Origin of the sequence: Qipengyuania sp. Mu-71, from assembly GCF_036867055.1 — a bacterium.
In the GTDB taxonomy this organism is placed as follows: domain Bacteria; phylum Pseudomonadota; class Alphaproteobacteria; order Sphingomonadales; family Sphingomonadaceae; genus Qipengyuania; species Qipengyuania profunda.
Window position 1 is genome coordinate 287,347 of sequence record NZ_JBAJHR010000001.1, and the last position, 23,595, is coordinate 310,941.

Genomic DNA, 23,595 nt, shown 5'->3' on the forward strand with positions numbered 1-23,595 from the left:
TCAGTTATTTTCGCCGGACGCCCTAGCGCGCTTTTCGGCGCAGGTCATGTCCCTTGTGCCGCGCCGCGGGGCTCAGGCTTTCTCGAGCGTGCACTGCAGCGGGTGCTGGTTCTGGCGCGCGAAATCCATCACCTGGTGCACCTTGGTTTCGGCGACCTCATAGGGGAAGATACCGCAGATGCCGACGCCCTTCTGGTGGACATGCAGCATCACGCGGGTCGCCTCTTCCATATCCATCTTGAAGAAGCGCTTGAGCACGATCACCACGAATTCCATCGGCGTGTAATCGTCATTGAGCAGCAGCACCTTGTACTGGCTCGGCTTCTTGGGCTTGGCGCGGGTCTTGGTGGCAATGCCGACCTGACCCTCGCCTTCGCGCGTGTCGTCATTCTCGTCGGCAGCGCAAATCGGGAAGGGGGGCAGAATCTCGGTCATTGCGGAGCCCAATATCGTATCGCATCGCCAAATCGCAAGCCGCGAGCGGCGCGCGCTGCCGATTGCGCGCCGGGAACCGCGCGCGGCGAGGGCGGAGAAGGATAGAAAAAGGGCCGGATGGCAAATACCATCCGGCCCACGGTATCCAATTTCACCGAGCGAGGGAGAGAGGAGAGAGCCCGGCGGAATTGAAGCTGGTTGACGCCGTTCAGGCGGCCTTGCCGACCTTTTCGGCAGCAAGGCTCATGCGGTTCGACATCGGGGCAAACGCCTCGTTGACGAGCTTGAGCATGGTTTCGGTGTTCTTCGACGTGGTCGAGACCATCGCGTCAAAGTTGCGGCGGGCAATCTCGCCCTGCAGCTGGAACATCTCGGTCGGCGACTTGATCGCGGCGAACTTCTTGACGTCGTCCTGCGTGGTCTCGGCAACCGACTTGGCTTCCTCGACACAGGTACGGCCCATGTCCTGGATGCCGCTGGCAAAGATCTTGCCCGATTCCACGAGCGCTTCGAGATTGCCCTTCTGGAACGCGACGGCTTCCTTGGTCATCTCGGTGCCCTTGTCATAGGCCGACTTGACGCGGGCCTGCATGTCGGCGGCCAGTTCCTGGGCCTTGGCGGTGTATTCGGTGGTGGTGTCGGTCTTGGCGGTGGCCATGATGGTTTCCTTCAACTGGGGGATCGGGGTGGTCGGGGCGGCAGCGGCCTTCGCGGGGGCAGCCTTGGACGTCGGGGCAGCGACCGGCTTCTTCACCGGGGCGGCCTTCTTGGCGACGGCCTTTTTCGGCGCGGCTTTCTTCACCGCGACCTTCTTCGGCGCCGCTTTGGCGGGCTTCGCAACCGCCTCGGCGACCTTTGCGGTATTCACCGGGGCCGCCTGGTCCCCATCGACGGCCTGCGCGACCTTCGTGGTGCTCACCGTGGCGGCGGCATCGCTCTTGCTCGGGCTCTCGGCCATGGGGAAACCTCACTTTTGTTGCAGTGCACAAAATAGGCATTGCAACCGCGAAGTCAAGCAGATTTTGTGCAGTGCACAATAAAACGGATCGGCGGGTTTGTGCGCGCGTTAGCGCGTGGCGACGTAGCGTCCCGGCGCGTCTTCGATCACGGTGTCGCCGCGGCCACCCGGTTTGCGTTTGCCCTTGGCGGGCACCGTCGCGCCTTCCTGTTCGCGCAGCCACTCGATCCAGTCGGGCCACCAGCTACCCTTGTGTTCGGTGGCGTCTTCACGGAATTCGGCCAGGCTGCGCGGCGCGGCGTCATTGGTCCAGTACTGGTATTTCTGCGCCGCGGGCGGGTTCACCACCCCGGCAATATGACCCGAGCCGGCGAGCACGAATTTGAGCGGGCCGGTGAAATGGTCGGTCATCCGCCAGACGCTCTCGGCAGGGGCGATATGGTCTTCCTTGCCCGCCTGGATATAGGCCGGGGTCGAAACCAGCCCGAGATCGATCGGAGTGCCGTCGACGCTCAGCGCGTCCGCTTCGACCAGCCGGTTGTCGCGGTAGAGATCGCGCAGATATTGCTCGTGCCACTTGGCGGGAAGATTGGTCACATCGCCGTTCCAGTGGAGCAGGTCGAAGGCCGGATAGTTCTCGCCCAGCAGGTAATTGTTGACCACGTAGTTCCAGATCAGGTCGGTGCCGCGCAGCAGGTTGAAGGTCGCCGCCATATACCGCCCGTCGAGATAGCCATCGGCGGTCATCGCCTTGACCACGCCGAGTTGCGGATCGTCGACGAAATTGAGCAGCTCGCCCGCTTTCTCGAAATCCACCTGCGCGGTGAAGAAGGTCGCGCTCGCGACCTTGTCCTGCTCGCCGCGGCGGTGGAGCAGCGCAAGCGTGGCCGCCAGCGTGGTCCCCGCCACGCAATAGCCGATGGCGTGGACCGCGGGCACGTCCAGCCGCGCGCGGATATGGTCGATCGCATCGATCTGCGCGCGGACGTAATCGTCCCACACCACGTCGCGCATGCTTGCATCGGCCGATTTCCAGCTGACCATGAACACCGTCACGCCCTGTTCGACCGCCCAGCGCACGAAGCTCTTCTTCGGGTTGAGGTCGAGGATATAGAAGCGGTTGATCCACGGCGGGAAGATCACCAGCGGCGTTTCCATCACCGTGTCGGTGGTCGGCGAATACTGGATCAGCTGGTAGAGCGGGGTTTCGTGCACGACCTTGCCCGGCGTCACCGCGATGTTCTCGCCGAGCATGAAAGCGCTGTCGTCGGTGTGGCTCAATTGCCCGCGCCGCAGGTCGGCAAGCAGGTGCTCCATGCCGCGCACCAGATTGTCGCCGCGCGTCTCCAGCGTCCGCTCCATCACCACCGGGTTGAGCAGCGGGAAATTGGACGGGCTGGCCGCCTCGGTGATCGTCCGGGTGGTGAAGCGCAGCTGTTCGCGTTTCTCGTCCGACAGGCCCTCCATGCGGTCGACCATCTCGGCAACGCGTTCGGCGAGAAACAGATAGGTCTGGTGGATCAGCGCATAGGCAGGGTGCGCGCGCCAGCGCGGGTCGGCGAAGCGCCGGTCCGAACGCGGCAGGTCGGGTTCGCCCTCGGCCACCGGCTGCCCCTCGGGGCTGAGCCCGTATTGTCCGAGCACCTGCTGCCACAGCGCCATGCCTTCCTGCATCAGCGCCTGCTGCCGCGCCGGATCGGCGAGCGGCATCTGGCGGTACCAGTCATCGGCCATGCGCATCCAGCGCGCCGGATCGAAATAGGCGGCGAAAGCCTGCGGATCGCCCAGCTGCTCGGTCTGGTATTCGAGCCACATGCCCTGCAGCTTCGTCCCGACTTCGGCCCAGTGCTGCATGTCTTCGGGTTTCAGCGCCGTGCCGGTGGTCGCTTCGGTCAGCGGCGCGAACAGCGCCCGCGCGAGTTTGGCCGGGGCTTCGAACATGTTCGTGAAGGGATCGGGGCCGTCGTCGGTCATCATCGCTCCTGCCTGCTGCCAAGCGTCTGTTGGGGGGACGATAGGATATTCCGCCGCCGCATGCACGCGTGCCGATTGCACCTGCATGATGAATAGGTAATCAGTGTGACTCGCCTACAGTCCGAAAGAGCCACGATGTCCGACGAATTCTACCGTATCAAGCGCCTGCCGCCCTATGTCATCGCCGAAGTCAACGCGATGCGGCATGCGGCGCGGCGCGCGGGACGCGACATCATCGATCTCGGCATGGGCAATCCCGACCATCCGCCGCCGCAGCATGTGATCGATAAATTGTGCGAAGTCGCCGGCAAGCCCAGCGCGCATGGCTATTCGCAATCGAAGGGGATCCCCGGCCTGCGCAAGGCCCAGGCCAATTACTACGCCCGCCGCTTCGAGGTCGAACTCGATCCCGAAAGCGAGGTGGTGGTGACGATGGGGTCGAAGGAAGGCCTGTCGTCGATGGCCACCGCGATCACCGCGCCGGGCGACGTCGTGCTGGCGCCCAGCCCGTCCTATCCGATCCACACCTTCGGCTTCATCATCGCCGGGGCGACCATTCGCAGCGTGCCGACCACGCCCGACGAATATTACTGGAAGGCGCTCGACAACGCGATGGCCTATACCGTGCCGCGCCCGACGGTGCTGGTGGTCAATTATCCCAGCAACCCCACCGCCGAGACGGTCGATCTCGCTTTTTACGAGCGACTGGTGGCCTGGGCGCGCGAGAACAAGGTCTGGGTCCTGTCCGACCTCGCCTATTCGGAGCTCTATTACGACGGCAAGCCGACCCGCTCGATCCTCGAAGTGCCCGGTGCGAAGGATGTCGCGGTCGAGTTTACCTCGATGTCGAAAACCTATTCGATGGCCGGCTGGCGGATGGGGTTCGCGGTCGGCAACCCGACGCTGATCTCCGCGCTGTCGCGGGTGAAGTCCTATCTCGACTACGGCGCCTTCACCCCGATCCAGGCGGCCGCCTGCGCCGCGCTCAACGGCCCGCAGGACGTGGTCGAGGAAAACCGCGCGCGCTACCAGCACCGGCGTGACGTGATGGTCGAAAGCTTCGCCCGCGCCGGCTGGGACATTCCCTCGCCGCCCGCCAGCATGTTCGCCTGGGCCAAGCTGCCGCCGGGCTTCGAGGAAATGGGCAGCCTCGAATTTTCCAAGCAATTGCTCGAGCATGCCGATGTCGCGGTCGCGGCAGGCGTCGGCTATGGCGAGGAAGGCGAAGGCCATGTCCGCATCGCCATGGTCGAGAACGAGCAGCGCATCCGCCAGGCCGCGCGCAACATCAAGCGGTTCCTCGCCGAGCACGCGCGCCGCTAGCGCCAGAGATACATCCGGATCGGGCGCATCTCCGCGCCAGCCCGGTTTGCAAACGATTTCCTCCACTTAGTCTGCGACTCATATCGGAGTACCGAGAGGGGCGATTCGTGAGGGGGCCGACATTCGTATGGCTGTCGACCAGCCCGATTGTTCCGATGCGGTGGGATTTGCGGTTGGCGGACTGGTCGATGACCCACGCGCGCGAGACCGGGGGGCTCCCCGGCCTGCTCGATTGGCGTGCGGCCAGCAGGCCGGGCGACTGGCGCGACCTGGCGGCACGTGGGCGGATCGTCGCGGTCGGCGTCGACAATGCGTGGGAACGCGCGCGGCTGCTCGATCACGGGCTGGGCGACGCGCTTGCCAGCCAGGTCGCGCATGTCGAACTCGATGCGCGGCTGTCGCGGATCGACGGCCAGGCCGCCGGTCTTCCGCGGCGCATCCAGGCCGGGCCCGTCCTGCTCGACCTGTTCCACCGCGACGGGCGGCTGGGCGGCCGCTGGCTCGGTCTCCATCCGCGTGAATTCGCGCTGCTCTGGCGGCTGGCGGAAACTCCGGGCGAGCAGGTGACGCGCGCGCAATTGCTGCGCGATGTCTGGCGGCTCGACCACGTGCCCGAAACCAATTCGCTCGAAGTGCATGTCTCGCGGCTGCGCGCCAAGCTCCATGTCTCGCGCTGCGGCTGGCTGGTCGAAACGCACCCGCAGGGGGGCTACCGGCTGGCGGCCGACGGCGTCGCCCCGCCGCTCGCCCGTTCTGCGTGATCGCCCGCGGCGCAACTGGACTTGTCCCGCCCGATGGCTACCAAGGCGCCAAGGGATATTTTCGGAAGAGAGGCACTGCCATGAATTTCAATGACCGCGTTTCGATCGATCTGGCCGACAACGGCGTGGCGCAGGTGCGCTTTACCCGCGGCGACAAGATGAACGCGCTGGACCCGGCCCAGTTCGAGGCGGTGCTCGCCGCGGGCGAGGCGCTGCGCGACATGCCGGGCCTGCGCGTGGCGGTGCTGTCGGGCGAGGGCCGTGCCTTTTGCGCGGGTCTCGATACCTCGAGCTTTGGCGGCGAACCGGCAGGCTCGGCCGCGCTGGTCGAGCGGACGCATGGCAATGCCAACCGCGCGCAGGAAGCCGCGATGACCTGGCGCAAATGCCCCGTCCCGGTGATCGCCGCGGTCCACGGCGTGTGCTTCGGCGGCGGGCTGCAGATTGCCAGCGGCGCCGATATCCGCGTGGTGCACCCGCAGACGCGCATGGCGGTGATGGAAATGAAATGGGGCCTCGTGCCCGACATGGGCGGCTATGCGCTGTGGCGCGGCCTGGTGCGCGACGACGTGCTGCGCGAACTGACCTACACCAATCGCGAATTCATCGGCGAGGAAGCGCTCCAGCTCGGCTTTGCCACCATGCTCGAGGAAGACCCGCTGGCCAAGGCCAACGCGCTGGCCGAAACCATCGCCAACAAGAACCCGCAGGCGATCCGCGGCGCCAAGCGGCTGTTCCGTGTGATGCACGAAGAGGGCGAGGACGCGATCCTGATGGCCGAAAGCGAAGAACAGGACGGCATCATCCGCCAGCCCAACCAGATCGAGGCGGTGATGGCCGAAATGCAGAAACGCGCCCCGGTGTTCAAGGACGTGTGACCCGGAGGCCCTCGCTTACTCATCGAAACAGTTCGGCATCGGTCCACCACCGCGGATAGTCGGTCCGGCCAAGCACCAGTTCGACCACTTAGGGATAGATCGCTCGGCGGGGGGCGGGCGCAGGGCGGGGGGTATGACCGGTCACACTTGTGCCGTCGAATGTCCTTGCATGGTCTGAAGCGACGACAGCCTACGCGCGAGCGCTGTCCTATTCGGTGAGGGCGTTCGAGCCCCAATTCCCATGGCGAACAACGATCGACCTCGACGGCTTCGTATCCGATCTGGATGGGGTCCGGTGGAAAGTCGAAGACGAAAAAGAATGCACGTTAACTAACTGGATGGTAGCATAAAGAATTAATGATGGCGTGACGTGTGATCTGCAGATTTTCGATTCGATCCAATATGGATTAACTATCCATAGTAATTATTTTCGTGGCCGTGCGACTTTTATTATCCGACGGATTGTGTAGCATTCGACTCGTCGGGCATCTCTCGACAAAAGGAGATAAGTGATGAAGAAAGCTCTTATCGGTGTCGCTGCTGCAATCATGTTCGCTGTACCAGCTTCGGCCAATCTACTCGATACGTTCCATATCCAGTACAACTATTTCGATAACAACGGCCAATTCGTTGGTCAGTTTACCGTGTACTGCAACGGCTTCGAAGTGATGGACGGTTCATATACGAGCAACTTCACCGTGTCGTACGGCAATTGCAACGCGCAATAGAAACAGGGGGCAGGCGATGCCTGCCCCACCCAATCTGAATCCCGATGGCCCAAATTCAGAAACGCGCGCCGGTGTTTACCCACGTGTGACGCGGCCTTGGCCCTCGGGCCGGCTCCGCGCGTTAACATAGCTATGACGATCTGCGCCTAGGCACGCCGCTATGCAGCAATTCGGCCAAATAACTTGCCGCATGTCCGGATGGGTCATGCTCTGCCTTGCACTGGCAGTCGCGGGGTGTTCGCTCACCGACCAGACGCCAGCCTATCGCTATCGCCTGACCGTGGAGGTCGATACGCCCGATGGGGTGAAAACCGGATCGAGCGTGATTGAGGTGGATACCGAGGTCGCGGGCGGATATTCGATCCCGACACCCGGGCGGGTTACCAATCGCGTACGCGGCGAAGCGGTGACGGTCGATCTCGGCGAGGGGCGGGTGTTGTTCGCACTGCTGCGTTCGGAGGCCGACATCGACTGGGCGGGACGGGGAATGTACCGCCTTTCTCCGCAATACGCCGGCGAAAATGCTCTTCGTGACGGGTATCGGAACATGCTGCGGCACCGGCCGGAAAGGACCGTGCCGCGACATTTTTCGCGCGCCGACCAGGTGAATGAACGCTCGGCCTATCCGATGCTGGTAACCTTCGGCGACCTCGACGATCCGACTAGCGTCGAAGAGCTCGATCCGGACGAACTAGCCGCTACCTTTGGCGAAGGCGTCAGCCTCAAGCGCATCACTGTGCAGGTGATCGACGATCCGGTTACGAGCGGGATTGAACGGCGATTGAGATGGTTGGGCCAGTATCGGAAGAAGCATTTCGATGGAACATCGACGGCGTCCGAAGACCTAACAACCAACGACCTCACAGCACGTTTTTCTGCCGGAACGTTTAGCACGGAGCTGTACAGATGAATCGCGCCGTCTTTCTGCCGCTGATGGCCCGCGACGCGCGCAATCACGGCAACGCCAGAACGTCAGACTGACTTCGGCATTCTCCATATCACGGGACGAATTCGGTTCGTAGCTCTCCGCTTCCCGCACCCACCAATCACCCCGCCCGCGGGATCGTGCAGGCCGAGGCATAGCCCAGGCCGCGCTTGATCGCGGGGAACAGCCTGCCGCTGGCGGCGGCGAGCGTCATTTCGGTGCGGACGGGGCGCGAATGCTTTGCTTCGATCTCTTCGCCCAGTTCGGCCGCGCGCAGGATATCGCCGCTGGCGATCGCCTCGCCAAAGCCGAAGGCGAGTGCATCGGCTTCGCTTTCGGGTCGGCCCATCAGCGCGTTCTGCAACCGGTCCTTGTCCATGCCGTCGGCCAGCGCGAAATTGCGGACGATCTCGACGCAGGGCCCGCAATCCTCCGCGCGGGTGGAGCCGAGCCGGGCCATGTGGATCATGTCGCTGGGCGCATGGTAATAGTGCCCCGCCAGCACCATGGAGTGCTGGAATTTCTCGACCGCGAAGCCGCCCGCAGCGGACAGATCGTCGTAATAGGGCTCGGCATCGCCCACCATCCGCCTCATCCCGTTGATGAAAACGCCTTTGGGCAGGGGCACGGGCGAGACGCGCTGGCGGCCCAGCTGGATCGCAATCGCAACCAGCACCACCAGCGGCGGGCCGAGCACGCCGGGCGCGTCGCGCCAGAAGATGCCGGGGCCGCAGATCCCGGTGAGCACTTCGTAGATATGCAGCACGCCATGCGCGCCGAGCCACGCCGCGCCGACCAGCGCGCTGCCCCAGCGCAGCCCCGGATTGGCCGCTGCGAAAGCGATCAACGCGCCCGAGACGAGATAGGCGAGCCCGATATCCCGGATGAAATGCGCATTGGCCGGACCGCTTGCCTTGACCGTGTCCACGAACTGGTACCACCCGAACGGGTCGGCGAGCATGAACAGCCCGAAGACCAGTGCGAACAGCGCGGCTAGCGCCAGCAGGGCTTGCACCAGCCGGTCGAGCGCGTCAGGTTTGCCATACATTATCGGACTCCCTATATCCGGATATCGAATATCCATTTAAAGGAGGCCGCGCAAGAGGAATGGCGGGCATGCGGATCAACAAGGGCGTCGAATGGGCAGGCCATGCCTGCGCGCTGCTGGTGCCGCTGTGGCCCGACAAGGGCTTGCCGCTGTCGGCGCTGGCCGAATTCCATGCGCTGCCCGAGCCCTATATGGCCAAGCAGATGCAGGCGCTGGCGCGCGCCGGGATCGTGACCGGCGGGCGCGGGAGGAGCGGGTTCTACACGCTCGCCCGCGCGCCCGGCGATATCACGCTGCTCGACATATTGCTGGCGGTCGATGGCGACGAGCCGATGTTCCGCTGCAGCGAGATCCGCCAGAACGGTCCCTGCGCCAGCAAGCCCGCCGATTGCCAAGTGCCGTGCAATATCGCCGCGGGGTTCTGGCGCGCGGAAGAAGCCTATCGCTCCAGCCTGGCGCAAGTCGATCTCGCGACGCTGGCAGGCGCCGTCGCCGCGCAGCTGGGCCCGGAAAAAACCGCCCGGGCGGGCGCATGGATTTCCGGCAATGTGCGGACGCGCGGCTGACCCGCAGGGGTTGGGGGCGGTGGTCAGGGGGCCGGCGCAGATCGCGCGCGCTTCAGCTTACCCCAGCGATCGGGCCTCGCGCACATAGGTAAAGTCGCCGTCGCCCGACCAGTCGCGACCATTGGGGTGGCGCAGTTCGATCCCTGCCAGGTCGCCTGCATCGGCCAACCACATGTTCACGCCCATCATCGTGTTTCCGTGAGCCGCGATGGCCTTCTCGGTCAGCACGAAATGGCTCGTTGCGCCGCACGTCGGACAGAATTGCACCTCGGCATTGGGCTCTTCCTTGTCGGCCCTGCGGAACCCCTGCGTCTGGCCGTGAACGGTGACCTCGGAGGGGTGGAAATAGGCCCAGCGCGCACCCGTCTTGCTGCATAATGTGCAATTACACTCGTGAATGAATTCGGGTCGCTTTGTCAGCTCAAGACCGATCTGGCCGCACAGGCAGGACGTTTTTATCATCCGCGGGTGATAGCGCTGGCGGCGCGCGTTTTGCACCCGAATTCGGACACCCCCTCGCTGGAATACCTATGCGCCGCGTGCCGGGTCGCGTTCTCGCTCACCCTCGAAGGCCATCCCGGCGCTGGCCAATTCCGCCCAGCAGCCGCCCAACCCCGCCGCCGCGGCGCTGGCCGGGCGGCATGAAGTCCGCGATGGAACCGGAATGGACCTAGTGATCGCGCTGCACCGGCAGTGATTGCGCCCGCCGAGGCGAGCGCGAAGCTTCCCGGTTGGGCCGGGCCAGTTCGCGCAATCATCCTGTCTATCGAGAATTGCCCGGCGAGTCGGGAAGTATATGATCGAACAGATGTCGCCGTTCTGGACGTAATTTAACTAACCTGCGCAAGCGTCGTGCCGTGGACGCTGTAAATATTCGAATGTATAAAGAAAACACCACGCCGACTTGAAGGTGTCATTTGCACCGAGCGTTCGCGTTCTATGCTCGTTTGCGCGCCTGATCATTTGGAGTCATCTTGTCGGTCTGGCCAACAGGAGGATGTTGCAATGGCTCTTCACCACGCATTCCGCAATAGCGCTCGGAATATCGCCGATGTTCAAAGCGCATATAAGCAAAGCGTCATCTTCGTGAATAACGAAGCGACCGGCGTTTACAGTTCGCAGCTCGGTGTTCTGAACACGCTGCCTCCCGACTGGCAGGATTTCGTCAACGCGCACCAGGCCGCCCAGGCGGACGCGCTTGACTGGATCAACAATGTGATGGCGCGCTTGCTCACCGTCCCGGCCAGCGTCCAGAGCTATAACGCCACCATCTCCGCCGCCCTGCAGGATGCGAGAAACCAGGCCCAAGCGCTGATCCAGAACCCGGGAAACGCCGGCGCGAGATCAGCGCTGACCGCGGACCTGAACCTCGTCAAGTCGCAGGTCTCGCTGGTGCTTGCCTTCGTCTCGGGCACACTCTCGGCCGTGCAGAATTACCAGAACAAGGTGCCGGATATGGCGCAACAATTGCAGACGATCGCGAACAAGTCGTCGGCCGACGCCGGGGCGGATCAGGAGAAAATCGATGATCTGAACGCCGCGATCGAGCAGCTCAAGGCGGATATCAAATCGCTGACCGCGGCCATCGTTGGTCTCGCTATCGCCGACGGCATTGCGCTTACCCTTGGTGTGGTCGCCACGATCGCCGCGTGGCCTTTCGGGGCGCTCGCCTGGATCGTGCTCGGGCCTGTCGTCGTGGTGGCCACCACGTACATCGCCCTCGATGCGATCAAGATCAAGGCGGACAAAGCTGAGATCGAAGCGAAGCAGGCCCAGATCACCGGGCTCACCCAGGACGTCGCGGTGCTCCAGGGCATGGCGAAGCAATATGGGGATTTCGCGGCGCAGACGGCCGACGTGCAGTCGAACCTCGAAAATGTCGAGGCGGAATGGCAGACGCTCGACAACGAGGTGAAGAATGCTGTGAACGACATTCAGGCCGCGATCGCCGATGAACAGGCGTGCAACTATCAGGCGGTCGCCGACGATCTGAACGAAGCCGTCGCTGCCTGGACAGATGCCTATAACCAGGCGGGCAGCCTGATCCTCGACATCAATGTGAACAACGCGCAGCTCGAACCGGGCATGTCGCAGCAAGATGTGCAGGATGCGCTGGCCACCGGCCAGACGACCGATCTCGTGACCTATTTCAACCAACTGCAGACCGCGTAGATTATGGCTCGCGATGGCGGGGCCGCGCAGCAGACGGTTACCGGGCCGGCACCATAAGGCCTTCGCATCCTGCGCCGGCATCAAACGCGCCGGCTGCCTGTCCCGGGCCCGGCTTGTGGGGTGCTGCCCCGCAAGCCAGGCGTCTGCGCAGCGTGCAAGGCGGTCCGGACCCGCATCCCACCAGGCAATGAACGACGACGTCCGGCCTTGCCCAAAACCCTTTCCTACACGCGCCGAATTTGTCTTAACCTTGCGGATGACAGACCAACCGCACCCTTCCTCCTTCGTGCCGGCCGGTGACGACATCGCGCCTGCATCGCTCCCCGCAACTTCCGCCGATCCGCGCCATGGCGGCTGGACGCCCGCGCGGCAGGCCGCCTTCCTGCGCGAGCTCGCCGCGACGCATAATGTCTCCGCCGCGGCGCGCGCGGTGGGGATGGGGCGGCAATCGGCCTACAAGCTGCGCGCGCGGCTGCGCGGAACGCCTTTCGACAGGGCCTGGGAGGCGGCCTTCGCCGCGCGCTTCGATGTGCTCGCCGAGGCGGCGCTCGACCGCGCGCTCAACGGGGTCGAAGTGCCGCACTATTATAATGGCGAACTGGTTGGCACGTCGCGCCGCTATGACGAACGGCTGACGCTGGCCTTGCTCGCCATGCGCCAGGGCCTGGTGCGCAAGCCCCGATACGATTTCCTGCCCGAAGCGGCCTTCGAAACCGGCGATCTGGCCGGGCTCGCGGATCGGGTCGAACGCGGGCCGCCGCACTGGCGGGGCGATGCCGAAGAGGAGCGCGAGGCACTCTCCGAGGCCGAGGCCGAAGGGGAACGGTCCGAACATGGTGCGGATGCCGTCGATCCGGGCGAAGAGGGGGCGGGGGTGCCCGCCGAAGTGTCGCCCACCGATAGGGGCGGAATTATCTAGTAATTACAGTGGCATGTGACGTCGCTATGGCAGGCGACACAGTGTCGCCCTTGTCGCCCGACTGTCGCCCCGATCGGGCTCAGCCGAACACCGCCACGCATTGGATCCCGTCGAGCACCTGCTTGCCGTCGGCATTCCACAGCCGCAACCGCTCGCTGGAATAGCCATGAGCGGCGTGCTGGCTGGCGTTCTCGCTCATCCACCAGCCGTCGCGAGTCGCGGGCGCGGGTTCGAGCAGGTTGAACGACCAGTTGACCGAACTGATCGGCCCCGGTCGCTTCATCGCGCGCATCGCACCCGGCGGCAGCACATCGCCCAGCAGGATCAGCTCGCTCACCGGATCGAGGCCTTCGCGATCGGTCAGCCGCGCCCAGCGGCGCACCACCGGTTCGCCGGGCCCCTGCTGCTCCTGCGCGCGGAGGATCTCGAAATTGTTCTGGATGAAGGCGGGACCCTTGCCGTGCATCGCCGGTTCGGCTTCCTCGGGCGGTCCGGGCCAGTCGGCGACCGGTGCGGCATCATGTATCGCATTGGCCTCGCGTTCGGTGCCGAACAGCCAGAAGGCGGTGAGCGTGCATTTCTCCTCGCACCAGATCTCGCTGCGCACCTGCGCGACATTGCGGCCCTGCCGCACGATCTCGCGCCGCAGCTCGACCTCGGGGCCGGTCGGGGCGACGAAGGCGACCTGCGCGCCGCGCAAGGGCGGCAGGTCGGGAAAGGCGCGGGCGACCGCGGTATAGGCGATCAGCGCCGAGGCGCCGCCATACAGCGTGCGCCCCTGCATCCAGTGGTCGAGCCCGGAAAAGCGCGTTTCGCCGCCTGCTGCAGTGATCGGATCGAGGAGGTTGGCAATGCTCATGCGCAAGGTCATTGCGCCTATCCCGCCACGCGTCCAGACTGACGTTACGTAAGGCGCGACGAGGCGATTGCCTTTGCCCGCGAGAATCGCTAGTGCGCCGCTTCCCGACCGAGAGGCCGGGCGAGGCCCGATGGCGGAGTGGTTACGCAGAGGACTGCAAATCCTTGCACGCCGGTTCGATTCCGGCTCGGGCCTCCACTTCCCTATCATATTGCACCAAGAGCCCCTCATTTTTGCAGAATGAGGGGCCTTTCTTCTAAATTGCGTCAGCTTGGTGAGCGACGGGGTATCCGGACTGAAAGACCGGGAAATATCTCGTCCTCGTCGAGGATGCGATCTCGGTTGGCCTCGTAAATTTCGGGCCATAGCTCGGCATCGCCATAGTGCTTATGGGCAAACTTGCTGAGGGAATCGCCGATACCCACTTTTTCTTCCGTCACTAGGTCGGTGGGCGGCTCGAAGCTCCAAGGACCCAAAGCGTTAAGTTCCTGCTTCACATTATCGAGCGTGCCGGGTCGGTAGGCTTCGCCACCTAATGCACTAGCGGGAGTTCGCCAGCGGCGGATGGCGCTATTGGATAGCTGCCATAGATGCTGCGGACCGTCACGGTCGCCCTTTATCAACCCAGTTACACTGAACTCCGGATCTGCTTCGTTGACCAACGGCGCGAAAGGGTCTGGCCGCAAGCCGTGAATCCTGGTTCCACGGGCGGTGTCCAATCGCAGTCCGGCTCTCTTCGCACCCGTCAAGACCCACATGAGAGCGTCATCGGAAAGTCCGCGGATGTCGCCACCGCCACCGATCGATCCGTGAACACCCGGAAACCACCGCTCCTGATAAGGAGCGTCGTCGCTGCTGCTATCGAAGCCGCGGCTCGCATTAAGCTGATCAACATCGTCAAAGCGAACGACAGGGAAGAGCTTGCGACGTTCGTCGATCGCAACCGCATGGCGCGCGCTCTCGACGAAGGTGTCCAGTGATGCGTCATGATAATCGTATTCGCGATTGAACCAGTCGCTTCCGGGAATGATCTCGGGAATGCCCATGGCCTCGACCGTATCCCAGACGCCGAGATACTTGATGGTCATGAGCGGAGCGCTCCCACTTATGTAATTAGGAACATTCGAACAGCGCCAATCTTCATCACCTTGTCCGATGCACACCTTGTCGGAATATGTTGAGCGAAACTTTCGCATGGCCTCGGCAGAGCCATCTTTTCCCTTCAGACGATCTTCGTAGAGGCCAACCGCTTCGTCGATCCGACCGACATGGAGACGGTGCAATGGGCCGACGTGTCTGATGAAACCGATGAAGGTTCGCGCGCTGAAAGCACCGCGCGAGAACCCGAAAACGAATATCTCGTCGCCAGGATCGTAGTTGAACACCAAGAAGCGATAGGCCTCGCGCACATTGTCCATAAGCCCGTAGCCGAACATCCCGCCACGAATCTGCTCGAGGTCGCCGGTTCCGACGCCTTCGTCATAATGGATCACCTGCGGGACGCCCGCCGGATCAACACGGTCAATGCTTGCCGCGGTTAGGACCACATTGGTCGCGACGTCGGGCAATAACTTGTTCCAGGTCCCGTCGAAACAGAAGATCAGGCGCTTCATATTCATCCTCTTTCATGGCCAACATGACCAGAAGCCGTTGTTGGTTCAGTTTAGGGGGCAGAAGACACTCGCTAGCTCACCGCTCCCGACGCTTCGTCGACGAAGATTTCAGGCAGCATCGGGAACTCGCGCACTTCCAAGTGTCGAGTATACGTTGGACCAAGAGGGCGATGGCCCGAGCGATCCCTGCTCACGGGCCACCTGCTGCGCGAGGTCGTCGAGTTCGCTGGAGATCGCGAGCAGTCCGCTGCGCTTGGCCTCGGTATCCAAGATTCGGCGAAGTCCGTCCGGTGTGGTCAGCCGACCAGCATCGTCCTTATTTCGATAGCACCAATCGAGGAAACGCTGTGCCTCCGACAGGATATGGAGTTCATTGACATAGCCCGCCTTCAGGCTGGTCTCATCGGCGTGATACATCAGTGCGGCGATGTCGAAGCTCGGAAGCTTCGCAGCGGTCGACTCGTCCGAAGCGTCGTTCTTTACGTTCTTCACGAGGCGGATCGCCTTCTTTAAGCCTCCGAAATACGATAGGTCGCGCTCGTGCACTCGCTTGATGTGCTTGAACGGCAGGTTCGAGAAGGTGTCCGGAATCTTCTTATCGAGAATGTAGACGCCGCGTTCCTGCTCCAGCCGGGATGCCTGATAGTCAACCGTATCATGCCAATGGGACGGAACCACATCGACCGGCCGTTCGAAGCTACCACCTGATAGCGCAATGCACTTGCCGCCGTCGCAATCGACATCCGCCCCCCAATAGCGCCGCTTCAACAATTCTTCGCACTCGATGCGCAGTTCGCGAAGCACCGACAAGGACGTTTTGCTCGATGGGCTATACCATCCGCTCGTGGCCAACGCGCCGAAGGTGTCATAACACAGGAAATCGGTCCGGATGACCAGGAGATCCACGTCGCTGACGCCTCGAATATGGACGTCGAGCGGAACCGAGCCCTGCAGTCGCATCTCAATCGGAATGGACAATCCACTGCGCAGCTGCTTTGCCACCCTATCAGCCTCGTCGTGGCTCTTCTGCGTATAGGCGGGGTCAACCGCCTGCATGGCGCCGAGTGCATAACGAGTGTAAGGTTGTTCAGTGGCACGGCGTTGCCAGGATTCCTGGATCACGCTCTTGCGCAATACCTCATCGGCAACCGACGCCGTCACCCGGCCAGATCGGGCGGCGTCGACCCCCTTACGGCGGATGCGAAGATTCTCGAGGCGCGTATTAATGTCCCGAGGCATCAGGCAACTCCTTTCACGAGTTTCATTGTTCCGAAAGTAAAGCGGCCATGGCCGTTGAAATATTCTCCCTCCGCCGTTGAGCGGTCAGGGGAAAAGACGATTTCGGCGAATCCACGGTGACTCTGCAATTCGGGCTCTCCCACCCGCGGATCGTTCCGGTAGTTGTAGAGAAGGCGAAATCCATCTGCCTCGTCACACACCAGTGCTGCGGCCAGGCTGTTGGATCCGGATGTCGAGGTGGTCAGCCGCACGCGGATCTTGTCCCAGCTCTGCACGATCTTGACCGTTCCAGACCACTCGAATGCCACCGAACCGTCGGGAGCCAGCGTTGTGCCCTGGCAGTCCCATTCGCCGCTGAGATCGGGGGCCTTCAGCCAGCCGCCGAGCGGTGCCCATTTCCAAGCATGCCGATCGAGGAACCAATACAACACGGTGAATATCGAACCGGCGCCGATCAGCGAAAGGACCGCAGGCGGAATGTTCGGCGGCAAGCCAAGCGCTTTTGCCACATCCCACAACGCCAATACGCAAAGCATGACGAGCGCGGAGATCGCGGCTGCCGCGACACTCAGATACCGGCCCACTTTCGCCCGGTTCATACCGCCGAGTAGCGCATATTCGTGATCGTGGATCACGACGCGCACCGTTTCAAGCTGAATGCTGCAGCCATGTCCCTCATCACAATCTCCATCGTGCTTCACCGTCGAAGCATGGCTGATCTAGCGAAAGTGTTGACATATGTCAACGCTTTCTTATCTTTTGGTCGTCAGGCCTCCTGTGGACGGTTGACTCATGTCAACGCGGGCCATACCGCAGCGGGATGGCGCGACCGACACACCCAGACAAGGACATCGAGGATGCATTGCGAGATTTCGAAAGTGCCGGATGGAGTGTCGAAAAGAGCGGTGCACGAGCGCACATCTGGGGACGGGCAAAGTGTCCGGCGAACCGCAGGGGCGGATGTTGCATCTCGGTTTATTGCACACCCCGGACCGGGGGGCAGAACCACGCGAAGAACCTGCGCAGAGCGTTGAGGATCTGTGAGTGTGTGACCACCACTCGAAAGGAAAAGACATGAAAAGCTTCGAATTCACCATCGCTGCGACCGGGCTGCCGCTCGACACGGATGAATGGGAATACGCTTTCTACGAAGCCGGTTGCGATGATGCCACCGTTTCGCTTCAACGAGGTGTCTTCATCCTGTTCTTCGATCGGGAAGCAGAGAACTTCGAGAATGCGGCTAGAAGTGCCTGTGAAGACATCCGAAGCGCCGGCGCGAAAATCCTGCGGATCGAGCCTGATCCCCTTGTAAGCAGCAGCGACATCGCGGAGCGTGCCGGCATCACGCGGCAGGCCGTTTCGCTCTATACTACTGGAGGAAGGGGGGACAACTTCCCCCTCCCAGTCGCGGGCATAACGAGCTCGCGGCCGCTCTGGTCCTGGGAAGAAGTCGCGCGTTGGTTCGCCGACCGCGGCAAGCTCACGCGTGAGGCTATCGAACAAGCTGAGTGCATTCAAAGGTTGAATGATGACCTCCAAGGAAGTTCCGCGTCCCTCGTTGTTCAGACTGCAAGAATGGACGAGAGGAAGACGACGATGATCGAAGTCTCGACAAGGCCATTCACTCGATACGAGGATTACGCCCGCGATAAGGCGCAACAACCGCCGGGGCCGACGCGCAAGCCGAAATTCCGCGAAGCCTCGCAGCCGCACAAGCCGTTCGTCCTCCGGCCAGAAATGACAATGCACTGATGTTCGTTACTACATTCTATTCCTATAAGGGCGGTGTCGGTCGAACGATGGCGCTTGCCAACGTCGCGGCTCTGCTCGCCGAAATCGGGCGCCGGGTGCTCGTGGTCGACTTCGATCTCGAGGCTCCGGGCGTTCCCAGCTATGGATCATTGACCGCGGCTGCAGGAAAGCCCGGCATCGTCGATTACGTCTGCCATTACCTCGACACCAACGAGGTTCCCGAAGTTGCCGACTACATCGTCCCGTGTCGGCTAAGCAACGGGCGCGACATCTGGGTGCTTCCAGCGGGTGACAACACTCGTCCCGAGTATGCTGAACAATTCGCCAGGATCGACTGGGGTTACCTATACGCAGAACGCAACGGCGCAGAATTGCTCGACGACATGAAGGTGCAGTGGGAAGAGTTCGAAGATCAGGGCTTCGACTACGTTCTGATCGATAGCCGGACCGGGAACACGGATATCGGTGGTATCTGCACGAGACAGCTTCCTGATGCTGTCGCGATCCTATTCATGCCGACCCGACAAAATACAGACGGTCTCGTGCCGATCGTCGATCTGATCCGAACAGAACGCAAGCGGAGCGGTCGCGAGATTGAACTGATCTTTTGCCCGTCCAACATTCCCGATCTCTTCGATGAAAACCACATTCTAGAAGCTGCTCTGGATCAGGCCGCGAAAGTCCTTGATTACGGCCAGAAAGACCGATTGGAGCCGCCGGTGGTGACGATCAGCCATTGGGTCAACCTCAACCTGCTCGACCTTCCACTAATCGTCGAGGCGAGGGAGAATTCGCGACTGTCCAGTGAATACCGCTATCTGATGTCGGCGATCATCGGTCAGAACATCACTGACAGGCAGGGAGCCGAGTTCACTCTCAAACGACTGCCCGATGTCTACAAGAATGCTCGGAAAGACAAAAAGCCTAAGACCGCGACCGAGGTGAAGAGCCTTGCGAGCGAAATCGCAGCCACACATTCCGAAGACGGTCGGTTGGCATTTCTCGCTTCCGATGTCTTCTCGGAAGCAAAGGACTACGAGAGCCAGGAATCCAGTCTTACTGATGCGATCGCCGCTGGATACGAAATCGTTGTGGCACAGACCCTTCGGGCGGCCGTGCGGATGCATCTCGACAAGAGAACCGAAGCACTCAGCGATCTGAAGGATGTGCTGACCTCGCCACAGGGAAGCACTTTCGAATTCCGGCCCGCAGTCAGGATGCTCCGAAGTGCTGCAAAGGATCCCGTGCAAGTCGCGCTCGACCTCTTCCAACGGGAAGGCGTGAAGATAAGGGCCAAGATGGAGCTCGTGCCATTGCTGATGCAGGGCCGACAGCACCTCGATCTCGTGGCCGACACATTGATTGAGCCGTTGAGTGAACTCGATATAAAGCCCGACCAGGCCGAAGATCTAATCATGACGGCCGTGTTGGCGTTGATCGGCTCGGGTCGGTTCGAAGAGGCTCTCGCCATTACAGACAACAGGGAGCTCGAGGCTGCAGAAGCCGTCGAATTCAATCGTGCGATCGCTTATTGGGGCAAGACCGACGAGCTGCCCAAGCATATGTTCGCGGATCTCGCCGACGCCCTGCCTCGTATGGAGGTCGGTGATCCCAATGTGCATCAGTGCACCGCCTTGGCATATGCTGTTGTAGGCCAGACCGATCTTGCCCTTGATGAGCTTGAAAGCGCCGTCGAGCGAGTCGTCCAGGGCCAACTGAACTTCAGTTGCTGGACCTTCCTGCGCAAGGAAGCCGAAGAGTTCCGTGCGGATGTCGAGGAGATGCGTGCGCAAATAATTGCCGGAGCAGCCCTGAAGCCACCTTTTCTCGACGAAGTCCGGAAGGGGGCTATATAGCGTTGCAAGAGCTATGAGAGTGGGATAGGGCGGCAAACAAGGAACGAAAATGTTCACCATCGCTTAAGCTAGTGATGCTACTAAGAGCCTGTAGGAGACACCAAAATGGTTCATGATTCCGGAACAGACATCTGATCTGCAATCGACCCTAAGGTCACAAGGCCCGGCGAGTGATCGCCGGGTTTTTTGTGCCTTGAAGCATACCGCGATGATCCGTCTATGAATTTCGGTCATAAGCCTCTCAAATCGAATGGGCTCTTAAACCCGGAATGGCGATCGAATCGGGGCGCCGCGCCGGCTTTAATTGCTTCGAAGCTCATCTGAGCCATCGAATTCCGCGACGGCGAATCGATCGCAAAAGGCGAGCTTCATGAAGTGCTCGGTCAACGCACGGGCGCCGCCTCGGGTGACCAACTCGCTCCACGCATCCCAGCGATCGATGCGTTCGAGGAGCCAGAGATAGAACCGGTCACGCGCGAGACGGTCGCCATCAGGCCAGGTCATAGTCCACAGGGTGCTTCGGACCGGGATTTCTTTCGTGATCCGCAGGCCGATCAGTTTCACGGCCGGATCACCACCGATCGTATCGGTAGTGAAGCGATGCGCCATGCGCGCGGCGACGCGCTCCCGCCTTTCAATCTGCTCGGCAGCAGCGATGCGTTCGACATGACCCGCGGCCGTCCGGTTCGCCAAGATCCAGTCGAGACCTACAGCCTCCGCAGCATCCTCACGCGTGCGCGTAGCAATCAGCATCAGCAACACAGAGCGCCCTTCAGGCGTCGGTCGGCCCTCCGTGTCGTTCACCAGCCCGGCAGCCAGCAGATAGGCCCTGAAGAACTGGTCGAGGTGTCCATCGCCGAGGAAGATGTCCCGGACCCGCTCTTCCGGCGCGACGAAGCGACCGTCGGCAATAGCGAGGTAGCTCGCCATGAATTCCATGATGCCGTTCATCCACCCGGTATAGATGGAAGGCAGCCCAAGGCGATCCATCCAGAATGCCTCGCGGACCGATCCCCATTCCCGGCCGTCCTCATCGACCAACGGCGGTTCTCCCGGCACCGATCCGCTCGAAACCAGCCAGTATCCCCAAGGTAAATCGGGATGCCGATCATCGCCGTAGCGTTCCTTACTGGCACCGAAAGGGCGAAACGAGCTGACCATCACTCACCGTGGCGTTCGGAGGGGGCCGGAAGGCCGAGCGGCTCGCGTATCGGATTATCCCTGTTCGAACCCTTCTCGATCATCGACTTCAACTTGCGCGCCAGTTCGATGCAGTTCGCGTAGACGAAGGATTGATCGCGATAGACGTCTCCCTTGCGACCTTCACCGTATCGACCGCCCGGAACGAAGTCGCCCGGATGATCGGTGTCGAAACCCAGCCACCACAGATCCTCGTGGAACTCATCCTCGGTGGTCTGCACCGTGCGATAGTCCTGCACCGTTCTGACCCAAGTCGTGTGGCAAACCGTGTAGCGTTCCTGACGCGGCTTGCCGTGGGCTCGCCGTTCGAACCGGTTTACCTCGCAAGCCTTGCCGTAGGTCACGCCGCCGTGCACCGTGTTAGAGACGCCGACCGGCACGGCGTCCGCTTCGAAGCCGAAGAGCGGGTGCTCGGGGCTCACCCCCACATAGCCAGAGATCGTCCCGTTCTTCTGGCGAAGCATGATGCAGCCGAGGCCGGTCTCGTTGTCGACCCAGGAGACCTTGTCCGCCTCGTTGTTCCAGGGACCGTCGCCCGACGGTCGGCGATCGGGATTGTGATACACCTGCAGGGCCGTGATGCTGGTGTCCGCCACCTGGTAGGGAACCGGTGCGGCGTTCAACAGGCCGTCCGGCAGCGTCGCTTTCGTGACGTGCTTGCCGGCAGTCTTCCGCTGGGTCAGCTTCCTTGCCATGTTCGGTCCTCCTGAGCTGGTTTTTCTGGGCATCGATCAATCCGCACCATCGAGTCGATAGCGGCTATATGCGTCTCGCCGCGTGAGCCGGGGGCCGAGGGCTCGTGCTCCCTTTCCGCTCGCGTAGACTTCGCTGGCCAACCACGCCTGTTCCTCGAGAAGGCGGAACTCCATGACCTCACGCCACCAGACCTGTGCCTTCGGATCCCAGCGGTAGCCGCGCATCCGCAGAGCATCCTTGGTCGAGAAGGCCGAGCCGACCGCTTCGATAACGAAGCTTTCGCACGAAGAGCTGCCATCGAGCTCGTAGAGCAGCGGCCGTCCATCGGTCCGCTCATGGCGCAGGAGCTGGATGAGCGCGTCGACATCCCCCTGCGCTCGGTGCGCATCATAGAACCAACCTGCCTGCGCGCAGAGCCAGCCGAGCGACCTGCCTTCAAAGCCAGCGGCGGCCCAGTCGATCTCCACGCAGGAGCAAGCCCACTGCTTGATCGGCAGGTCAGTAAGGCGCTTCTCCACCATGGGACGATCGAACGCGGCGTTGTGGGCGATGACGACATCGGCGGACGAAATGATATCGGTCGCGACCCGGTCGTCGATCCGCCGTCCAATGAGGTCCTGATCCGTGATGCCGGTGATCCGGATCACATCTTCGGGCAGCGGGACGCCGGGATCCTCGCGCCAGCACCACGCTCGGCCGATCTCGGTGATATGTCCGCCGGGATCATACCTGAAGCGTCGCACCGCCAGTTCGATGACCCTGTCGCTTTCAGGGTCGAGCCCGGTGGTCTCCACATCCAGAACGGCCGCGACACGTTGGGGATCGTCCGGATCCCCGAAGCCTGTTTCGCCTACATGAAGATCGACACGGCGGAGCTGCCGGATGTCGGACTGCGCCGGTTCAGCCACGTCCGGTCCCCAAGGATGCCGAATGATCGAAGAGCAATCGATCGATGACTGCCGGATCGGCGTCGAGGCCGAGACCCAAGCCGTGAAGGAGGATCGCCTTCGAGCAGGCGCTGCGCTCCATGCAGGCTTCGATCGGCGCGCGGCCTTCGAAGAGCTCGAGCGGCGAGACCATCCAGCCGACCGGATCCTCCGCCAAGCCGTCCCGCTGCATTCGCGCCCCGGTCTCTGCAGCCACGCATGCGATCCGGACGAGCGCGACACGGTGAACAGCCAACATGCCTCCACTCCCGTCCTCGAGAGGATCGAGCGCCCAATCCACTGGGGCCTGCTCGAAATGAGGGTCGATTTCGAATTCTGCGGTATCGCTCATCGCACCGCTCCCACGTTCCGCGCCGGACCTACCAGCGCCTCGTGAGACGGCACATAGCATGAACAGAAAATACTTCAATAGGTAATGAAGTATTGAATTAACTTGTCGGTAGGGATCGCTGACGCTATCTGCAGGAGAATGGAAAAGATGGATGCCGTCGCGAAACTCAGTGCCTTGGCCCAGCCAACCCGGCTGGAGATATTCCTGGCCATAGCGCGAGCGGCGAACGGCATCACGTCCAGCGAGGTTGCCGAGCAGACGGACACCATGCCCAACAACACTTCGGTGCACCTGTCGGTATTGCGAAACGCAGGCCTCGTCTCTTCGACAAAGGAAGGGCGCTCAGTCACCTACCGAGCCGAACGAGGGGCCGTGGAGCGGCTCGCGACTTTCCTGTCCGAAGCTGCCAAATAGC

24 protein-coding genes and 1 tRNA gene are annotated in these 23,595 nt (G+C 62.1%); 12 read left to right on the forward strand and 13 right to left on the reverse strand.

The annotated features are described in order from the left end of the window. Window positions 1-72: 72 nt before the first annotated feature. The 3 genes from clpS to V6B15_RS01450 all read right to left on the reverse strand — a co-directional run bounded on the left by clpS (window position 73) and on the right by V6B15_RS01450 (window position 3,367). Complete coding sequence (clpS, locus tag V6B15_RS01440) at window positions 73-435, reverse strand: ATP-dependent Clp protease adapter ClpS (protein ID WP_334199764.1); 363 nt, start codon at window positions 433-435, stop codon at window positions 73-75. A 208-nt stretch (window positions 436-643) separates the two neighbouring features. Further along, complete coding sequence (locus V6B15_RS01445; protein WP_334199765.1) at window positions 644-1,393, reverse strand: phasin family protein; 750 nt, start codon at window positions 1,391-1,393, stop codon at window positions 644-646. A gap of 108 nt (window positions 1,394-1,501) precedes the next feature. Further along, window positions 1,502-3,367: a PHA/PHB synthase family protein gene (locus tag V6B15_RS01450; RefSeq protein WP_334199766.1), complete on the reverse strand. Its 1,866-nt coding sequence runs from the start codon at window positions 3,365-3,367 to the stop codon at window positions 1,502-1,504. Between the two features lie 135 nt (window positions 3,368-3,502). On the opposite strand from V6B15_RS01450, the gene V6B15_RS01455 reads away from it, so the two are divergent. From V6B15_RS01455 to V6B15_RS01475, 5 genes are all read left to right on the forward strand, one after another. Next, window positions 3,503-4,690, forward strand: a complete 1,188-nt coding sequence (locus V6B15_RS01455; RefSeq protein ID WP_320181725.1) for an LL-diaminopimelate aminotransferase — start codon at window positions 3,503-3,505, stop codon at window positions 4,688-4,690. Between the two features lie 107 nt (window positions 4,691-4,797). Continuing rightward, window positions 4,798-5,451, forward strand: a complete 654-nt coding sequence (locus tag V6B15_RS01460; RefSeq protein WP_334199767.1) for a winged helix-turn-helix domain-containing protein — start codon at window positions 4,798-4,800, stop codon at window positions 5,449-5,451. Window positions 5,452-5,531: 80 nt separating this feature from the next. After that, complete coding sequence (locus V6B15_RS01465) at window positions 5,532-6,329, forward strand: crotonase/enoyl-CoA hydratase family protein (protein WP_334199768.1); 798 nt, start codon at window positions 5,532-5,534, stop codon at window positions 6,327-6,329. A gap of 512 nt (window positions 6,330-6,841) precedes the next feature. Then, complete coding sequence (locus tag V6B15_RS01470) at window positions 6,842-7,057, forward strand: hypothetical protein (RefSeq protein WP_334199769.1); 216 nt, start codon at window positions 6,842-6,844, stop codon at window positions 7,055-7,057. A gap of 160 nt (window positions 7,058-7,217) precedes the next feature. Next, complete coding sequence (locus V6B15_RS01475; protein ID WP_334199770.1) at window positions 7,218-7,967, forward strand: hypothetical protein; 750 nt, start codon at window positions 7,218-7,220, stop codon at window positions 7,965-7,967. A gap of 136 nt (window positions 7,968-8,103) precedes the next feature. Here V6B15_RS01475 and V6B15_RS01480 read toward each other — a convergent pair whose 3' ends face one another. After that, a complete protein-coding gene (locus V6B15_RS01480) occupies window positions 8,104-9,030 on the reverse strand; it encodes a hypothetical protein (RefSeq protein ID WP_334199771.1) in 927 nt (308 codons plus the stop codon). A gap of 68 nt (window positions 9,031-9,098) precedes the next feature. Here V6B15_RS01480 and V6B15_RS01485 point away from each other — a divergent pair, with 68 nt between their 5' ends. Continuing rightward, window positions 9,099-9,596, forward strand: a complete 498-nt coding sequence (locus V6B15_RS01485) for an RrF2 family transcriptional regulator (RefSeq protein ID WP_334199772.1) — start codon at window positions 9,099-9,101, stop codon at window positions 9,594-9,596. A 57-nt stretch (window positions 9,597-9,653) separates the two neighbouring features. Here V6B15_RS01485 and V6B15_RS01490 read toward each other — a convergent pair whose 3' ends face one another. Further along, window positions 9,654-10,058, reverse strand: a complete 405-nt coding sequence (locus V6B15_RS01490; protein WP_334199773.1) for a GFA family protein — start codon at window positions 10,056-10,058, stop codon at window positions 9,654-9,656. A gap of 543 nt (window positions 10,059-10,601) precedes the next feature. Here V6B15_RS01490 and V6B15_RS01495 point away from each other — a divergent pair. Both V6B15_RS01495 and V6B15_RS01500 read left to right on the forward strand, forming a co-directional pair. Then, window positions 10,602-11,768, forward strand: a complete 1,167-nt coding sequence (locus V6B15_RS01495) for a hypothetical protein (protein WP_334199774.1) — start codon at window positions 10,602-10,604, stop codon at window positions 11,766-11,768. Between the two features lie 256 nt (window positions 11,769-12,024). Next, window positions 12,025-12,687, forward strand: a complete 663-nt coding sequence (locus V6B15_RS01500) for a hypothetical protein (protein ID WP_334199775.1) — start codon at window positions 12,025-12,027, stop codon at window positions 12,685-12,687. 79 nt (window positions 12,688-12,766) lie between these two features. Here the strand turns inward: V6B15_RS01500 and V6B15_RS01505 are convergent, their stop codons facing one another. Then, window positions 12,767-13,546 carry an acyl-CoA thioesterase gene (locus V6B15_RS01505; RefSeq protein WP_334199776.1) on the reverse strand — a complete coding sequence of 260 codons (780 nt, stop codon included), beginning with the start codon at window positions 13,544-13,546 and terminating at the stop codon, window positions 12,767-12,769. Between the two features lie 124 nt (window positions 13,547-13,670). Between V6B15_RS01505 and V6B15_RS01510 the strand changes: the two genes are divergently transcribed. After that, window positions 13,671-13,744: transfer RNA gene (locus V6B15_RS01510), tRNA-Cys, on the forward strand. 68 nt (window positions 13,745-13,812) lie between these two features. Here the strand turns inward: V6B15_RS01510 and V6B15_RS01515 are convergent. The 3 genes from V6B15_RS01515 to V6B15_RS01525 form a co-directional block, all read right to left on the reverse strand. Next, entirely contained in the window at window positions 13,813-15,159 is a 1,347-nt protein-coding gene (locus tag V6B15_RS01515) for a phospholipase effector Tle1 domain-containing protein (protein WP_063510781.1), read from the reverse strand. A 108-nt stretch (window positions 15,160-15,267) separates the two neighbouring features. Continuing rightward, entirely contained in the window at window positions 15,268-16,398 is a 1,131-nt protein-coding gene (locus tag V6B15_RS01520) for a hypothetical protein (protein WP_063513146.1), read from the reverse strand. Beyond that, a complete protein-coding gene (locus V6B15_RS01525) occupies window positions 16,398-17,099 on the reverse strand; it encodes a Cap15 family CBASS effector (protein ID WP_232508384.1) in 702 nt (233 codons plus the stop codon). Before V6B15_RS01525 ends, V6B15_RS01520 begins: the two co-directional genes overlap by 1 nt. A gap of 373 nt (window positions 17,100-17,472) precedes the next feature. On the opposite strand from V6B15_RS01525, the gene V6B15_RS01530 reads away from it, so the two are divergent. Continuing rightward, window positions 17,473-18,150: a hypothetical protein gene (locus V6B15_RS01530; protein WP_063511320.1), complete on the forward strand. Its 678-nt coding sequence runs from the start codon at window positions 17,473-17,475 to the stop codon at window positions 18,148-18,150. Further along, entirely contained in the window at window positions 18,150-20,006 is a 1,857-nt protein-coding gene (locus tag V6B15_RS01535) for a KGGVGR-motif variant AAA ATPase (RefSeq protein WP_082835728.1), read from the forward strand. Before V6B15_RS01530 ends, V6B15_RS01535 begins: the two co-directional genes overlap by 1 nt. A gap of 300 nt (window positions 20,007-20,306) precedes the next feature. Here the strand turns inward: V6B15_RS01535 and V6B15_RS01540 are convergent, their stop codons facing one another. From V6B15_RS01540 to V6B15_RS01555, 4 genes are read right to left on the reverse strand one after another with little or no spacing between them, the layout of a single operon-like run. Further along, complete coding sequence (locus tag V6B15_RS01540; protein ID WP_063511318.1) at window positions 20,307-21,167, reverse strand: hypothetical protein; 861 nt, start codon at window positions 21,165-21,167, stop codon at window positions 20,307-20,309. Then, window positions 21,167-21,901 carry a hypothetical protein gene (locus V6B15_RS01545; protein ID WP_063511317.1) on the reverse strand — a complete coding sequence of 245 codons (735 nt, stop codon included), beginning with the start codon at window positions 21,899-21,901 and terminating at the stop codon, window positions 21,167-21,169. Before V6B15_RS01545 ends, V6B15_RS01540 begins: the two co-directional genes overlap by 1 nt. A gap of 36 nt (window positions 21,902-21,937) precedes the next feature. Beyond that, window positions 21,938-22,810, reverse strand: coding sequence for a 3'-5' exonuclease (locus tag V6B15_RS01550; RefSeq protein ID WP_232508385.1), 873 nt, complete (start codon window positions 22,808-22,810; stop codon window positions 21,938-21,940). Then, window positions 22,803-23,180, reverse strand: coding sequence for a hypothetical protein (locus tag V6B15_RS01555; RefSeq protein WP_173829922.1), 378 nt, complete (start codon window positions 23,178-23,180; stop codon window positions 22,803-22,805). The genes V6B15_RS01550 and V6B15_RS01555 overlap by 8 nt, the downstream gene beginning before the upstream one ends. Window positions 23,181-23,318: 138 nt before the next feature. On the opposite strand from V6B15_RS01555, the gene V6B15_RS01560 reads away from it, so the two are divergent. Then, a complete protein-coding gene (locus V6B15_RS01560; RefSeq protein WP_063505027.1) occupies window positions 23,319-23,594 on the forward strand; it encodes an ArsR/SmtB family transcription factor in 276 nt (91 codons plus the stop codon). Window position 23,595 lies beyond the last annotated feature (1 nt).